The 18447-nt window shown below is 50.5% G+C and carries 3 protein-coding genes and 1 pseudogene; 2 read left to right on the top strand and 2 right to left on the bottom strand.

Annotated elements, in window-relative coordinates:
• Positions 1-1045 precede the first annotated feature (1045 nt).
• Positions 1046-5134, bottom strand: coding sequence for a fibronectin type III domain-containing protein (locus IPF95_18275; protein MBK6476628.1), 4089 nt, complete (start codon positions 5132-5134; stop codon positions 1046-1048).
• 515 nt (positions 5135-5649) lie between these two features.
• On the opposite strand from IPF95_18275, the pseudogene IPF95_18270 reads away from it, so the two are divergent.
• A pseudogene (locus tag IPF95_18270) lies at positions 5650-6415 on the top strand (hypothetical protein).
• Positions 6416-6786: 371 nt separating this feature from the next.
• Here IPF95_18270 and IPF95_18265 read toward each other — a convergent pair.
• Positions 6787-9939 carry a thrombospondin type 3 repeat-containing protein gene (locus tag IPF95_18265; protein ID MBK6476627.1) on the bottom strand — a complete coding sequence of 1051 codons (3153 nt, stop codon included), beginning with the start codon at positions 9937-9939 and terminating at the stop codon, positions 6787-6789.
• Positions 9940-11948: 2009 nt separating this feature from the next.
• On the opposite strand from IPF95_18265, the gene IPF95_18260 reads away from it, so the two are divergent.
• The gene (locus IPF95_18260; GenBank protein MBK6476626.1) at positions 11949-18437 is read left to right on the top strand and encodes an amino acid adenylation domain-containing protein; all 6489 of its coding nucleotides are present in this window, start codon (positions 11949-11951) and stop codon (positions 18435-18437) included.
• Positions 18438-18447: the final 10 nt, after the last annotated feature.

Here is an 18447-nt window from a genome sequence, read left to right as displayed (position 1 = left end):
CCAGAACATGTGCAGTTTGCTGACCATGTATCATTGGTAGTGTTCGCGTTATTATCATTACAAGCAGTTCCAGGAAGAGCAGACCCACCGATCGTTCCTTCGCAGTCGATCAATTGACCTGCGCACTGGCAGTTTGCATTCCAGATATCATTGCCGGTGTTCGAGTTGTTGTCGTTGCAGGCAGTTCCAGGAAGAGCAGACCCACCGATCGTTCCTTCGCAGTCGATCAATTGACCAACACACTGACAGTTCGCGTTCCAGGTGTCGTTGCCGGTGTTCGCGTTGTTGTCGTTACAAGCAGTTCCAGGAATAGCAGACCCACCGATCGTTCCTTCGCAGTCGATCAATTGACCAACACACTGGCAGTTCGCATTCCAGATATCATTGCCGGTGTTCGCGTTGTTGTCGTTGCAGGCAGTTCCAGGAATAGCAGACCCACCGATCGTTCCTTCGCAGTCGATCAATTGACCTACGCACTGGCAGTTCGCATTCCAGACATCATTGCCGGTGTTCGCGTTGTTGTCGTTACAAGCAGTTCCAGGAATAGCAGATCCACCGATCGTTCCTTCACAGTCGATCAATTGACCTGCGCACTGGCAGTTCGCATTCCAGGTGTCGTTGCCGGTGTTCGCGTTGTTGTCGTTACAAGCAGTTCCAGGAATAGCAGACCCACCGATCGTTCCTTCGCAGTCGATCAATTGACCTGCGCACTGGCAGTTCGCATTCCAGGTGTCGTTGCCGGTGTTCGCGTTGTTGTCGTTACAAGCAGTTCCAGGAAGAGCAGACCCACCGATCGTTCCTTCGCAGTCGATCAATTGACCTGCGCACTGGCAGTTCGCATTCCAGACATCATTGCCGGTGTTCGCGTTGTTGTCGTTACAAGCAGTTCCAGGAAGAGCAGACCCACCGATCGTTCCTTCGCAGTCGATCAATTGACCAACACACTGACAGTTCGCGTTCCAGGTGTCGTTGCCGGTGTTCGCGTTGTTGTCGTTACAAGCAGTTCCAGGAAGAGCAGACCCACCGATCGTTCCTTCGCAGTCGATCAATTGACCTGCGCACTGGCAGTTTGCATTCCAGATATCATTGCCGGTATTCGCGTTGTTGTCGTTGCAGGCTGATCCGGGTAGAGCAGGTCCGTTCGCAACACCGTTGCAATCAGGACAACTGGTGTTCCAGAACATGTGCAGTTTGCTGACCATGTATCATTGGTAGTGTTCGCGTTATTATCATTACAAGCAGTTCCAGGAAGAGCAGACCCACCGATCGTTCCTTCGCAGTCGATCAATTGACCTGCGCACTGGCAGTTTGCATTCCAGATATCATTGCCGGTGTTCGAGTTGTTGTCGTTGCAGGCAGTTCCAGGAAGAGCAGACCCACCGATCGTTCCTTCGCAGTCGATCAATTGACCTGCGCACTGGCAGTTTGCATTCCAGATATCATTGCCGGTATTCGCGTTGTTGTCGTTGCAGGCAGTTCCAGGAAGAGCAGACCCACCAACAGTTCCTTCGCAGTCGATCAATTGACCTGCGCACTGGCAATTCGCACTCCAAGTATCATTAGCAGTGTTTGCGTTATTGTCGTTGCAGGCTGTTCCTGGTAGAGCCGATCCACCAACTGTTCCTTCGCAGTCGATCAATTGACCTACGCACTGGCAGTTCGCATTCCAGACATCATTGCCGGTGTTCGCGTTGTTGTCGTTGCAGGCAGTTCCAGGAATAGCAGACCCACCGATCGTTCCTTCGCAGTCGATCAATTGACCTGCGCACTGGCAGTTCGCATTCCAGATATCATTGCCGGTATTCGCGTTGTTGTCGTTGCAGGCAGTTCCAGGAAGAGCAGACCCACCGATCGTTCCTTCGCAGTCGATCAATTGACCAACACACTGACAGTTCGCGTTCCAGGTGTCGTTGCCGGTGTTCGCGTTGTTGTCGTTACAAGCAGTTCCAGGAATAGCAGACCCACCGATCGTTCCTTCGCAGTCGATCAATTGACCTGCGCACTGGCAGTTCGCATTCCAGGTGTCGTTGCCGGTGTTCGCGTTGTTGTCGTTACAAGCAGTTCCAGGAAGAGCAGACCCACCGATCGTTCCTTCGCAGTCGATCAATTGACCTGCGCACTGGCAGTTCGCATTCCAGGTGTCGTTGCCGGTGTTCGCGTTGTTGTCGTTGCAGGCTGATCCTGGCAGTGCAGGTCCGTTAGCAACACCATTGCAATCCAGCACCACTGGAGTTCCAGCGCATGTGCAGTTCGCAGACCATACATCGTTCGTAGTGTTCGCGTTATTATCATTACAAGCGGTTCCGGGCATCTGCAAACCTCCTACTGTTCCTTCGCAATCAATCAATTGTCCAACACACTGACAGTTCGCACTCCAAGTGTCATTACCCGTGTTCGCGTTGTTATCGTTGCAAGCTGAGCCGGGTAGAGCAGGTCCGTTCGCAACACCATTGCAATCCAGCACCACTGGAGTTCCAGAACATGTGCAGTTTGCTGACCATGTATCATTGGTAGTGTTCGCGTTGTTATCGTTGCAGGCTGATCCGGGTAGAGCAGGTCCGTTCGCAACACCGTTGCAATCAAGGACAACTGGTGTTCCAGAACATGTGCAGTTTGCTGACCATGTATCATTGGTAGTGTTCGCGTTGTTATCGTTGCAAGCTGAGCCGGGTAGAGCGGATCCACCGATTGTTCCTATGCAGTCGATCACTTGACCAACACACTGACAGTTCGCACTCCACGTGTCGTTGCCGGTGTTTGCGTTGTTGTCGTTGCAGGCCGTTCCTGGCAGAGCAGGTCCGTTCGCAACACCGTTGCAATCAAGGACAATTAGTGTTCCGGCGCATGTGCAATTTGCCCCGATCAGATCGTTCTCCGTATTGGAATCATTGTCGTTACAAGCGGCTCCGGGTTCAAGATTACCGCATCCACAACTTCCTGGTGACGTTTTATTGGCATCATTCGGACAACCATCCTGTGCATTGCAGGTACCATCATTATCACTATCGCCACTTGGCGTTCCTATGCATTGGCAACTACTATTCAATACGTCATTCGTCGTACATCCATCATTGTCGTCACACGTTGAGCCGATCTGACCTGGTACGTTCGGACAGTTGTCGACCGTGTTACAAATTCCATCACCATCACTATCCGGCACCGGTGTTCCAACACATTGACAACTTGAGTTGATCACATCATTCGTTGTGCAGGCATTGTTGTCGTTACATGATGAACCGATCTGACCAGCAATGTTCGGGCAATTGTCCTGTGCGTTGCAAATACCGTCATTATCCGTATCACCACTCGCCGTCCCAACACATTGACAGCTAGCATTCCAAAGATCTCCTGTTGTGCAAGCATTACCATCGTTACAAGGTGAGCCTGTTACAGCACTGCCACCGATAACTCCGAGGCAATCAGCGATTGGAGATCCACTAGCGGATGCGATCGCACCCAACGAAAGGTTCATGTACGTACCACTGAAATTCGTTTCACGCTTCACCGCTCTTACCATGTACTCTTGACCTGAAGTATATGGGATGGACGCATTCACATAGGATGTTTCAGTAATTGGTGAAGTAGTCAATTTAATGATCTGACCTGATGCTTCGATCTTATAGATGTAATAACCAAGCACCGTTTCAGTAGCAGCATTCCATGAAAATGAGGCATTACCACCCGCATTGGTGATCACCAAATTCGTAGGCGGCTTCACCATCTTCATTCGAACGGAGGGGTCCCCCATCAATCCTAGATGGCTGCGACCGATCGTTCCTTGCCATCCATCCGTAAGCGGTGTATACGCACTTGTATTGTTCATGGTAAGCCATGTACTATACCCGATGTTGTCGCCTAGGCCCATATTCTGGAAATACCAGGCAGGGATCGAAGACCATACGTTCGTGAGTGCTTCACCACGTGCAAGCGGTGCTTTCAAATAATTGTTCTTGTTGTCCCAATCTCCGAAGTAGGATCCGAAAGACATGTTGAACACTCCGCCCATACTCGTGGCAGCAGCAAAATCCTGCGTGGTGCCAATGTTATCAGCACCATTGAATGTTACAACGCCATCCGTATTCAGCTGTAGACCGCCACCACTTGAGTATGTCCATAGGTAGCTTTGTCCGTTCATTTGACTGTGGAATGATGGACCATATTGATAAGGTGCTGAAATGTTCGCGGCACCTACTAATGGCACGATACTCCGCCACCCACTGGCGGCTAGTATTCCACCAGCCCACTGTAGGTTATCAAAGATCATGGCCCGTACTTGAGGCTCCCACCCTTTGATCTTATAGCTATGCGCTCTGTTCAAATAGTTACGCATCAACTGCACTTCGCTCGTGCTGAACGCAGGCATATCATACATATCCACCCGCCCCACTTGCAATTCGACACTTGAAGGGAAATCACTCTGGTCGAATTTCCCATCGCCAGGCACGTTGTAGTTATAGGGGTTCTGCGATTGTTGTACGGACACACTATTGTCCGTCCAAGTCCCATTCATTTCACCATAATAGCCATCACATGGCCATGCTCCTTGGTGACTTGTGTGACCGTCCGGAGCTACATTACCGGAATAAGGCACAGGAACGTGTCCAATGATGTAGACCGCCTTCATGTTGGTCGGATCAGCGTTGTAATGCCCAACAACAATAGCGCGTACGCTCGTTACCGCGGCTGTCCGTGAAACATCGTTCCGTAGCACGGACCACCCATCGGCCTTCAGATCGCTTTCGACCTGCTGGATCTCTGACACAAGCTGAGGTGCTAAGGTTGCGTCCACCAAAAGGAGGATCTTGCCTTTGTAATCTTCAAGCGGCACATCAATACCGGAGCTGATGTATCCGTCGCCGTTGCTTCCGCCGTTGGCTTTCACTTTGTATTCATAGTAGGTTCCAACGCTAACACCGTTATCCTGGTACTGACCTGCGGATGCAGAAGGTGTTGCAATCGAAGAACCCCAACTTGTCGCAGATCGCAACTTGCGATAGATCGTAACGGTACTTGCACCGGATACAGGGGCCCAGCTCAGTGTTACTCGAGGTGGGCTACTTTGTGTTACTGCAGATAGTTTGACCGTTGCACTCTCCGAGGGTGTTTGACCAAATCCGGTTAAACTTAGGATCAAGCAGGTTAAAGCGATCGCATGACGTAACATGGGCAATTGGGTTTAGTTGAAAGAATTGCCCAACTTTGGTGGAACACGGAGTCGAGGCCGAGTTCATCGCATGGCAGTGGATTTACTTGAAGTCCACCTTGGTCAGGCAGGACCTTCTACTGTAGAAATGTGCTACGGGTTACATGGCCTATTTCGCTGAAACTGATCAAACAACGGACGGATCACCCCATTCCATGGGATAGAGCCGTTGGATCAACAGATAAAAAATAATTTGGGTTAATGGACAAAACGAATGGTAAAACCTTCTGAAAGTCCTACCTGGCTTAGGTTAGAGGCCTTTCAAAGGTCATGAACCAAAAAAGTGCTCTTTGTGTGGTGGTCCAGTTATTAACAAATACGGCCAGGTTCGGGGTAAGCAACGGTACCGTTGCCGCACTTGTGGTAAGCAATTTTTAGGCGGCCAAACAAAGCAGCCCGAAGAACTATGGTTTGAGTATCAAGCTGGCAAACAGACTTACAGGCAGTTGGCTCTCAAGTATGGTTGTTCTATTCGGACCATACAGCGGACGTTGGACAAATACACAGGCACTGAAGCCAAGGCTGTTCTGCCATCTTCAGCCGTGGTTTTAATGGATACGACCTACTTCGGGAGAACCTTCGGTGTAATGGTGTTCAGGGATGCAACTACAGGCACAGTCCTGTATAGGAAATACGTAAAACATGAGACCAACCAGCTTTATGCGGATGGTCTGAAATTCCTTCGTGGACAAGGCGTGGAGATAAGCGCCGTTGTTTGTGATGGCCGACGAGGCCTGTTGCAACTCTGCAGAGGAATCCCGGTGCAAATGTGCCAATTTCATCAAGTAGCGATCATTACCCGCTATCTCACTAGAAAGCCCAAGTTGCCAGCAGCCATTGAGCTGCGCCAATTGACACAGATGCTGAAGAAGACCGATAAGGAAAGCTTCACTGGGGGTCTACAACTATGGCATACCAAATGGAAGGCCTTCCTCGCTGAACGAACTGTGGAATCAACCACCGGCAAGTCACGTTATACGCACGGTCGCCTGCGGAGCGCACACCGGAGCCTATCGTGCAATCTGCCTTGGTTGTTCACTTGGTACGACTATCCTGAACTGGATATTCCCAACACCACCAATGCAATAGATGGCTACTTCGCAGACCTGAAGAACAAGCTTCGCAATCACAATGGCCTCTCCTTGACTCCGGAAACAAAAATTTATCGATGAGTTTTTGAAGGCATGCGGACCTCGCGATGGGAACGGTTGATCCGAAGGTTCCGTTCCCATCCGATCATCGCTCAGTCATCAGGTTTATCCCTGGCAGGTTGCTCTCCAGCAGAGCCTACTTCCGTTTCGCCAGACACCCAAAGATCAGAATCGCAATTAGGTTCTCCAACAACGGTTGATAACTCGCCATTCGTTTTGTCCATTAGAGACAAACGTCTCCCAAAAGCCATTCGTTTTGTCTATTACACCAATAATTTGAAGTTCGGATCAGTGGACCTCCTGACCACCGCTTTTGCAAGGTGTTCCTGCCTGTCGATCAACTATCGGTTCCAGACGGAATAAAACAATGATCGACCCAATAGTAGGAGACCATCCATAAATCAATGAAATATAATTCGAGATGGTCTGCCTTTACATTCGGACGATCCTAGCTCGGCCGACAGGCATTCCGTTGATGTTCAAGACCCACAACTGATAGGTACCAACCGCAAGGTTCTCGATATCTACAACAGGAGCATAAGTCTGTTCCTGGACCTTGGCCCCGGAAATATCATAGAATACGATCCGACGTGCTTCAGGTGAAGCGCCTACAATGCGAACTTGCCCACGGGTTGGATTCGGATAGACCGATAACGGCTGTATGCCTTCCATCTCTTCCACTCCTATCCCAACACAAACATCACCAACACCATCATTATCACTATCGAGTTGATCAGCATTCGCGACCCAAGGACAATTATCGCACACATCGCCTACCCCGTCCTGATCAAAATCGCCCTGTAAGGCATTGGACGAAGTAGAACAATTATCAATGCAATCCACAACCAGATCAGAATCGCTGTCGGGATCAGGCAGGATACCTGTCGTGCCACCGGCACATATTCCACAAGCATCAACGTATGCCGTTCCGTTTGCCACGCCTGCACAATCCAAGGGTTGTCCAACGCATAGACAATTAAAACTCCACATATCCAGGATGGTATTCGGATCGTTGTCGTTGCACGGACTTCCGGGTAACGCGGCACCTCCAGGCACACCTGCGCAGTCATTGATCAACCCGACGCAAGCGCAATTAACCGTCCATGAATCATTGCCTGTTGCCGCATTTCCATCATCGCACGGTGATCCAGGAACTGCGGATCCACCGGGCACGTTGAAACAATCCAACGGTAGCCCAACACAATTGCACTGAGCATTCCATTGATCATTGCCAGTAGTTGCATCTCCATCATCACATGAAGTACCAGATACTGCATTACCATTTGGAACACCTTCACAATCCAGTGGCTGACCTACACAATTACATGTAGCATCCAACGTATCGGCTCCTGTGGTTGCATCACCGTCATCACAAGATGTGCCTTCAATTGCGGCACCTCCGGGTACGCCCGCACAGTCGTAAGCTTGGCCAATGCACGTGCAATCATCCCCGTATCGATCAAGACCGGTGTCCGGGTCGCCATCATCACAGAGTGATCCCGGAATACTTGTGCCACCTGGCACTCCAACGCAATCAAGAGGTAATCCAACACAGTTGCAACCAGAAGCCCAAGTATCATCTCCTGTAGTGGCATCACCGTCATCACATGGTTGACCTGGAACTGCTGAACCACCAGGGACACCATTACAGTCATACGGAACACCCGCACATGAGCACGACGTATTCCATAGATCATTTCCTGTATCAGGATCGCCATCATCACAAGGTGATCCAGGTATTGCAGGACCATTCTCCAACCCATTACAATCTACTGGGGTTCCGATGCAAATACAGTCAGCACCATAGGTGTCGTTCGTGGTCAGAATGGACCCATCATTACATGCCGTTCCCGATACGCTAGTACCACCGGGTATTCCAGCACAATCCAACGGCAAGCCCGCGCAATTGCAATCTGCGGTCCAACTATCGTTACCCGTTGTTACATCTCCGTCGTCACATGGCAAACCTTCTGTTGCCGTGCCGCCCGGAATTCCCATACAATCCAACGGCACCCCTACACAAGTACAAACGGATGACCAACTATCGTTTCCTGTATCCGGGTCATTGTCATCACAAGGTGTCCCTGGCAATGCAGTACCAGCTTCAACACCCATACAATCAATTAATGGTCCGGGTAATTGGTAAGAAATGCAGAGGCGTGCGGCCTTCGATGGGTCCTGGTCATAACTCCATGCGGATCGACGGCCGGTTCCATTCAACAGTATAACCAACGAATTACCCGGCTGCCATCCAGACCGGCCAAATACCTCGGTCAACGCTAGGCTAAGATCTGGTGTGCGTTGCCCCGGACCAGCTTCATTTGCCTGTATCCATTGGGGAGGTGACCATGCAACCTGTGTGGTACGTTCACGTGTACTCAGATCACTCACACTTGAACTCAGTACTGTAGCGTTATCGGCAGCTTGCGCAGCAACAAAGAGCTCACATTGATCAAGATCACCTGAGCCACGGGCAGTGAATTGAACATGTGCTTCTATAAGGACCGCCCCATTGGGGACAATGATATTGCTGAATCGCATGCCGATCAATTGATTCCCGCGCCATTCACCCGTCGACCCATCTCGGATCAGGTCCAGCGAACCTGCGTTCATGTATACATCACCACTTTCAGATTCTTCTCCATCCGGGTTCGAACCTGTTTCGCCAAGAACCACACAAATATTGCCATCCACACAATCATTCTGTCCGCCACAGACACCGCACATATCCATCACCGCACCACCGCCTGGAATTCCGTTGCAATCGATCAGAACTCCCGCGCATTGGCAGTTGGTCGTCCAGAGGTCATTCCCAGTTAGCGGATCATTATCATCGCATGGAGTTCCCGGTAGGTTCGGACCATTGGGCTGCCCTTGGCAATCAACTGGCTCTCCAATACATTGACATTCATCATTCCAAGCATCATTTGCTGTAAGAAGATTCCCATCATTGCACGGACTATTCGGCAGTGCCGTTCCACCCGGGATCCCGGCGCAATCGATCAACAGCCCAACACATTCACAAGAAGAATTCCATCGATCATTACCTGTGAGTGCATCATCATCATCACAATGCGTATTCGGTAAAGCAGTTCCACCAAGTACTCCAAGACAATCATTCATTAAGCCCAGGCAGCTACAATTGGGCTGTACGATATCTCCAACAGTATTCGGGTTGTTATCATCACAGGCACTACCTGGTTCAGGATTATTACAACCACAGTTCCCTGGGCTCGTCTTATTCGGATCCGTTGGGCAACCATCGGATAGATCACAGGTCCCGTCACCATCACCATCGGGCAAAGGAGTGAATACGCAAACTCCATCAGCACAACCATCCGCAGTACATGGATCGCCATCTGAGCAGGGCAATGGTGTTCCTACACATTGACATGTTGCATTGAATGTATCATTGATCGTACAGCCATTGTTATCGTTGCAAGGAGTTCCAGGTCCTGCTGGTCCATTCACAACACCCAAGCAATCTGTGACGACTCCTGACACATTCGTAACTCCGAATGCCCCTTGGCTCAAGTTGTAGTAACTCCCGCTGTGTCCGATCTGCAGTTTCAAGGCACGCACCATGTAACGAACAGATCCGCTGATACCACTTACGTTATCCGCAAATGAAGTCCCGGTTACAGCAGTAGCGGTGCGGCGTTCCCACGATTGTGCCGTACCAACCTTTCTATAAACATGATATCCTATAACGGTCTCATTGGAAGCATTCCAAGACACATTCACTGTTGATCCACTGACAAGGGGCGAAACATCGCTGGGTGGTGCAACAATATGCATCCGCAATGTTGGGTCACCCATAAGTGCAATGTGGATCCGACCAGCTTGCCAATTGGCCGGCTCGTAATGTCCGTCGCCATTATTCTGACTCAACACCGTACCATAACCAATGGTCTCACCCATACCCATGTGCTGCACATACCAATTCGGATATCCAGCCCAGAAGTTCGTAAGGGTATTCCCGGAGGCCAATGCACAACGGAGGAAATTATCCGTGTTATCCCAATCACCGAAATAAGATCCAAACAAAATGGTGAATACTGTTTGCACATTATTGCTGGAAAAATCGGATGAACTACCCACTCCATTGGCACCTGAGAACCAACCACCACCGCATCCATAGCTCCACAAATAGCTCTGGTTGGACAATGTGCCGAAATAATCCAGATCCTGAACGTTATCTGGATGTACCAAAGGACCAAATCCTCTCCAGCCGTTCTGAGAGAACGCATCCGAGTAACCGTCAAAATTGTCATCGATGAGAGCACGTCCGTTCGCAGTGAACACTTTACGTTTCCAATTGCTCAATTTGGTCAGATAATTGCCCAACAACGTAGTTTCTGAGGCGCTGAATGTGGGCAGGTCGTACATATCCACCCTTCCAACAGCTAACTCCACGTCACTGGGTATCGACGTTTGGTCAAACTTGCCGTCTCCTATTACATTATGATTGCGAGGCCACGAAGCACCCGCATTTCCTACAGAATTATCGGTCCAAGTACCATTTACATCTCCATAATAAACATCCGCAGGCCAAGCCCCAAAATGCTCGCCATGCCCATCAGGTGCCAAACTCCCGGAGTACGGTACCGGAACATGACCCACAATGAATACGGCCTTAACTTTCGTGGGATCAGCGTTATAATCCGCAACCACGAGTGCCTTCACGGAAGGCACTGGCAAGGACCGGCTTACGTCATGACGAATTACGGTCCAACCATCTCCTTCCAGATCGCTTTGAAGTTGATTCAACTGGGATGTGAGCGCAGATGAATAGAAGTCATCAACCATTAGAATGAGCTTGCCGCGCGCTTCGACCATGGGCAACTCGATACCACTGTTGGTATATCCATAACCATTTCCGAGATTCGAGGTAGTTCGAATGACCTTGTATTCATAGGAAACGCCTACTTGGACCGAGTTATCAATGTAACTTAAGCTACCAGCATCCAAATTCGCAAGTGCTGCACCCCATGAAGTCCCACCCTTCAGTTTACGATAGACCTGGAAACCTGTAGTGTTATTATGTGGCTTCCAATTGAGGCTTATGCGTGCTGGAGCGGCTTGGGCCGTAACCCACATTTGGACCGAACGATCGTGACCCAAGGTCTGGGCATCGCTCGTGATCGTTAAACACAGAACGACCAGAACTAGGAGAGTTGATCTTATTAAGGCTAGCATCAAAGGGCGGCGAAGATAGAAACTAGTGAGCTAATTCAAGAAGTTACTAACCAACCGATGTTGGACAGGTTACACTCTTCCGAGTTCGCGCCAATGTGGAATTCACATTCGAAAATGCAGGACACCACCCATCACTTACGATGAAACAAGGAATATTGACGACGAATGGGTATAACTTTTCGGCCAATAGGTGGTCTTCAGCATATTTAGTTCTTTTTTTGATCCCTATCTTGTCATCGACCTCCTAGTCGTACTGCAACTCATGGTTCCCTCTTTTCGTATGAAAGCCGATAAAGTGAACAAATAGATATGCTCCAGCCATGGTCGGAGATGTGAAAACCTCTGATCATGAGCGGGAACATGGTGTACTCTCAGCACATACCACCACGATCCCTATGACCCACCGCAAGAATCTGCTCGAGCTCTTTGACAAAAGTGTTGCCAAAGAGCCCGAAGTCATTGCACTTATTGAAGGAAATGCAAACCTTAGCTATGCTGACCTGGACGCTCGTTCGCGTCGATTTGCGACCCTACTTTCAAAGGCAGGAGCTGGACCTGACAAAACCGTAGCCATTTGCTTGGATCGCTCAATTGACCTTGTTATCAGCGTCTTAGCAATACTCCGCAGTGGAGCTGCATACGTACCGATCGACCCTAACTACCCTTCGGACCGCATTTCCCTGATGATGGAAGATGCGGCTCCACCGGTGGTAATTACGGACCGGGCACACCAGCACCTGTTCACTGGCATGAGCGTAAAGGTCGTTCTGCTGGACGAACTTGACCTTGAGACCCTTACTCCTTTCAAAGGCCCCTCTCCCGCAAAACCCAGCAACCTCTGTTACGTTCTGTTCACGTCCGGCAGTACAGGTAGGCCTAAAGGTGTCTCCATGCACCACGCCCCACTGATCAACTTGATCGAATGGCAAATACGTACTTCTGTTCTGAAGGAAGGTGCGAAAACGTTGCAATTCGCACCGATCAGTTTCGATGTTAGCTTTCAGGAACTATTTACCACGTTCGCGCAACGCGGTACGTTGGTCCTGATCACCGATGAGGACCGACTGAATTCTTCGCAACTCTTGCGCAAGATCATTGCTCAGGGGATCAACCGGATCATTGTTCCTTTTGTTGCCCTTCAATATTTGGCGGAAGCAGTTCAACGCACCGGCGAAATTCCATCTTCATTGCTTGAGGTATTCACCAGTGGGGAACAGTTGAAGATCACTCCAGCAATTGCCGATCTCTTCAAGCAACTACCGGGTTGTCGTTTCTGCAACCAATACGGACCTACTGAAGGGCACGTCGTCAGTGAATTGGAATTGAAAGGGGACCCTTCCTTTTGGCCTGACCTGCCGAACATCGGTAAGGCGATCGACAACGTGAAGTTGCTCATTCTGGATGAAAAGATGCAACCGGTCGCCAAAGGCGAAGAGGGCGAACTTTATCTCGGTGGTGCATGCGTTGCCAAAGGATATATCGGTCGTGATGACCTTACCGCGGAGCGATTCTTGAATGACCCATTCACCGATGGAGGGCGCCTCTATAGAACGGGCGACCGTACGGTTGAGCTACCCGATGGGAACATTGATTTCAAGGGCCGGATCGATGGACAAGTAAAAGTTCGCGGCTATCGCATCGAACTAGGTGAGGTTGAGGTCGCGCTGGAGAAACATAGCGACATCGAACAAGCCGTTGCAACCGTGCGCGAAGACACCCCCGGATTAAAAAGACTGGTAGGCTACTTTGTTGCGAAAAAGTCGATCTCAACGAATGATCTGCGCAAACACCTCGGTGCACTTTTGCCCGACTACATGGTGCCTTCTGCTTTCGTCAAGGTACTTGAAATGCCACGTACGCCTAGTGGCAAGATCGATCGTAAAGCCTTGCCTATTCCGGATGTTAAGCGACCTGACCTCGACGTGGCCTATGCCCGACCTTCTTCCCAATTACAAGAAGCCGTTGCTGCGGTCTGGGCCGCGTTGCTCGGTGTGGACAAAGTCGGCATCAATGATAATTTCTTTGATCTTGGTGGCAACTCATTGTTGAGCATACAGTGCGTTGCCCAACTTGAAAGCCGCGGCTTGGCATTGCCTATCGTTAAGCTTTACCAGCATCCTACAGTAAAAGCATGTGCTGAATATTTGGAAGGCGGCAGCAGTGGTAAATCACCTTCAGAAATGGCCCGGGCACGTCGAGAGGCTTACGACACGGATCGTCGTAGTGAGATCGCCATTGTGGGAATGTATGGTCGTTTCCCTGGAGCTCCAAGCGTTGAGGAATTGTGGAAGAACCTACTGGAAAAAAAGAACGGCATTACGACATGGAGCAAGGAGGAACTGGACCCCAGCGTTAACGATGATCTTCGGAATGACCCGGATTATGTTCGTGCACGTGGTGTGATCACCGATGCGGATAAGTTCGATGCAGGGTTCTTCGGGATCAATCCGCGCGTGGCGGCATTGATGGATCCGCAGCAACGTGTATTCATGGAAGCCGCTTGGTCCGCATTGGAAGATGCAGCTTATGACCCCGCTCAATTCGACGGGTTGATCGGCGTGTATGCGGGCATGGGTAATAATACCTACTTCACGAAAAATGTGATCGGGCACCCCGAGTTGATCGAACAAGTTGGCGATTTCCAGGTGATGACCGCCAATGAGAAGGATTATATCGCAACACGCTTGGCCTTTGAATTCGATCTCCGTGGACCAGCTTTAAGCATCCATACTGCGTGTAGCACATCATTGGTCGCTATCGCGCAAGCGACGCATGCGTTACGCAATGGCGAATGTGACATGGCGCTTGCCGGTGGTGTTGCGGTCACTGTTCCGATCAATAGCGGCGTTCTGTACAACGAAGGTGGTATGTATAGCCCGGATGGCAGCACACGAACATTCGATGCCAACGGTAAAGGAACCAGTTTCAGTGATGGGGTGGGTGTTGTAGTCCTGAAACGGTTGGATGATGCTATTCGCGATAACGATCATATTTACGCGACAATTAAAGGTAGTGCACTGAATAACGACGGCAGCGATAAGGCCAGCTTTACCGCACCTAGTGTTCGCGGCCAGGCTGAAGTGATCGCAATGGCGCATGCGGATGCCAATGTGCAACCGAGCGAGATCACGTATGTGGAAACACACGGTACAGCTACGCCGTTGGGTGACCCAATTGAGGTGGAAGCATTGACACTAGCGTTCCGTTCCGCTGAGATCACCCCAGTTACCGGCGATCCGCATTGGTGTGCGATCGGTTCCGTAAAAAGCAATATCGGACACCTTACCGCGGCAGCAGGGGTCGCGGGATTAATGAAGACCGCTTTGGCGTTGAAGAATGGCGTGATCCCATCGAATTACGGTTTTGAAACACCTAATCCAGCGATAGACTTCGGCAATAGTCCGTTCCGCGTGGCAGATGAGAACATTGAATGGCCGCGTACCTCAAAACCTCGTATTGCAGGAGTTTCAGCATTCGGTGTTGGTGGCACGAATGCCCACGTGATCCTCGGAGAAGGTCCGTCGCCAAAAGTATCGAGCAATTCGCGTAGTAAAGAGGTTTTTCAGCTCAGCGCAAAGACGAAGGTGAGTTTGGATGCCATGACGGAGAACCTCCGCACCTGGTTGGAAAAACATCCTGAAGCCTCTTTGGCGGATGCCGCTTATACCCTGAAGGTCGGTAGAAGATCATTCAAATTCCGGCGCATAATAGTTGGAGGAACTCACCAAGAGGTAATTGATGCCATTGCAAATAAGGATACCAATGCAATGGGTACGCGTGAGCTTTATGAAGCTTCACCTGGCGTAGTGTTCATGTTCCCTGGCCAAGGTTCACAATATGTGAATATGGGCCGCGACCTATATGCGAGCGAACCCATTTTCGCGCAGCATTTCGATGAGTGCATCAACCTGTTCAATACTGCACTCGATGTGGATCTTAAAGCGATCATGTTCCCCGCAGTAGGTAAAGAAGAAGAGGCAGCGGAACAATTAAAGCAGACCATTTACACCCAAGCATCACTCTTTACGATGCACTATAGCTTAGCCAAGCTTTGGATGCATTGGGGGATTGTTCCAGAGGCCATGCTCGGTCATAGTATTGGGGAGTTCGCTGCAGCTTGCTTGGCCGGTGTATTCTCACTGAAGGATGCTGTTACGCTGGTTGCGAACCGTGGGCGTATGATGCAGGCGCTCCCAAGTGGATCCATGCTAAGCGTGCGTGCTGCGGAAGAAGATATTGCACAACGCTTGCCTGCTGATTGCAGCATTGCAGCGAATAATGGCCCTCAATTATGTGTCGCAAGTGGACCAAAAGAAGCCATTGCAACCTTGCAAGCTGAACTCGAAAAAGAAGGCGTCAATTGTAAGTTGCTAATGACCAGCCACGCGTTCCATAGCCCTATGATGGAACCCATGGTCGTGCCTTACGAGCGCATTGTGGACGACATTGTTTTGAATGCACCGCGCATTCCGATCATCAGTACCGTTACTGCGGAATGGTTGAAGGATGAAGAAGCCATGTCCAGCGAATATTGGAGCGGGCATTTGCGCGCTACCGTACGCTTTGCACAAGCCGTGAAGTTCGGTTGGGAACAAGGCGATCGTGTCATGTTGGAAGTTGGTCCGCGCACCACGGCCAGCACGCTCGCACGCCAGCAAAGTACCGATCCTAAACGCCAAGTTGCAGTTTCCTCATTGGGTGCGGAATCGGGCAAAGGTGCCGAACTGGGGTTGTTGCTGAAAGCCGTTGGTGGTCTATGGCAAAGTGGTATCGAGATCGATCGCAGCAAATTCTACCAACGCGAAGTGCGGCATCGCATTTCCATGCCGACCTATGCATTCGAACGCGTTCGCCATTGGGTGGATCCAGTTGCCATGATCGCGGCGGGTGGGCATGCTATTGCTTCCACCACGATTGAAGCGCCTGTTGCGAATGCGGGGGATGCGAACCTGTCACCAAAAGAAAATTTGATCCAGCAGATCAAAACGTTACTGGAGGAAAGTTCCGGTCTTGAGCTGGCAGAAGCAAGCCCTGAAGAGACGTTCCTTGAAATGGGTCTGGATTCTTTATTCCTTACTCAAGTAGCAACGTCCTTGAGCCGCAAATTCGGAGTCAAGATCTCCTTCCGCCAGTTGAATGAAGAACTGCCGAACTTGGACAAACTAGCTGATCATTTGTTGCCGCATGTTGGCAGTCAAAGCGCAGGGTCCGTAGCGAGTGGCAGTAATAGTGCAGCCACACCTTCCGCTGGCGCCGATGCAGTTACGAATGCTTTCGAAGATGCTCCGGAGCTGAAAAAAGTATTCGGTGCACAAGCTCGGATCGTGAAAGAAAAACTGGATGACTTCTCGCCAGAGCAACGGGCCTGGTACAATGAATTCGTAGAACGCTACGTTGCGAAAACAGCAAAGAGCAAAGCATTTACGCAAGAGAACCGTTTGCCAATGGCCGACCCGCGCGTTGTAACGGGCTTCAAACCGCAAACGAAAGAACTGGTCTATCAAGTAGTTGTTGACCGTAGCGAAGGTTGCCACTTGTGGGATCTTGATGGCAACGAATACGTTGATATCCTCAGCGGTTTCGGTTCTTCCATGTTCGGTTACATGCCTGAATTCATCAAGAAGGAATGTCACAAGCAGTTGGATGCTGGCATCGAGATCGGTCCAATGCATCCGCTTGCTGCGGACGTCAGCAAACTTCTATGCGAGCTTACAGGGGGTGAACGCGCCGCAGTTTGCAATACCGGTTCCGAAGCGGTTCTTGGCGCAATGCGGATGGCCCGTACGGTAACTGGACGGCACTTGATCATTGCATTCGCAGGATCCTACCACGGGATCAATGACGAGGTGATCATCCGTGGTAGCAAGAGCAAAAAAAGCTATCCAGGAGCGCCAGGTATCATGCCAGAGGCGGTGGAGAACATGTTGATCCTGGATTACGGCACACCCGAAAGTCTCGAGATCATCAAGCAGCGCTGCCATGAAGCTGCGGCAGTTCTGGTTGAGCCAGTGCAAAGCCGCCGTATGGAGTTCCGTCCGGTGGATTTCCTGCGCGAAGTGCGTGCTATTACAAAGCAACATGAAACGGCTTTGATCTTCGACGAAGTGATAACCGGTTTCCGCATGCACCCGAATGGGGCGCAAGCGCTGTTCGGTATTAAAGCGGATATCGGGACCTACGGCAAAGTGATCGGTGGCGGTCTACCTATTGGAGCAATGATAGGGTCCAGCAAATGGATGGATGCTCTGGATGGTGGCCATTGGCAGTTCGGCGATGACAGCGTTCCGCCTTCAGGCGTTACCTATTTCGCAGGAACATTCGTACGTCACCCTTTGACCATGGCCGCTGCTAAAGCCGCACTTGTGCATATGAAGGATGAGGGTCCCGCGTTGCAGGAACGACTGAACACCATGACCGAGAATATGGTGGAACGTGTGAACGGCCTATTCGATCAATACGTACTACCCTACCGATGGGTTAATTTCGGAAGTGCATTCAAAACGAAGTATGATGAAAGTGTGAACTACACGGAACTCTTCTTCCTGCTAATGCGTTACCACGGAGTGCACGTCCTTGATTTCCCGCATTTCCTGACCACGGCCCATACTGAGGTCGATGTCGAGTTCATTATTGCAACGGTGGAAAAGGTGTGTGTTGAATTGCGTGCTTCGTGCTTTATGCCGAAACGTACGTATCCGATCCAAGTGATCAACAATTCGTTGAATGGTCACGCTCGGAAAATGAGCGAGCGCGTTCTTGAAGCATCCGACGCACCGATCGCTGGCGCACGATTAGGGCGTACTCCTAAAGGCGACCCAGCTTGGTTCTTGCCAGATCCTGAACGTGAAGGGAAATTCATAATGTTAGAATTGGCCGATAATTGAAAGTGAGGCA

Source organism: Flavobacteriales bacterium (assembly GCA_016704485.1).
Classification (GTDB): domain Bacteria; phylum Bacteroidota; class Bacteroidia; order Flavobacteriales_F; family PHOS-HE28; genus PHOS-HE28.
Note: the sequence above shows the minus strand (reverse complement) of the source record. Positions and strands in the feature narration are given on the sequence as shown.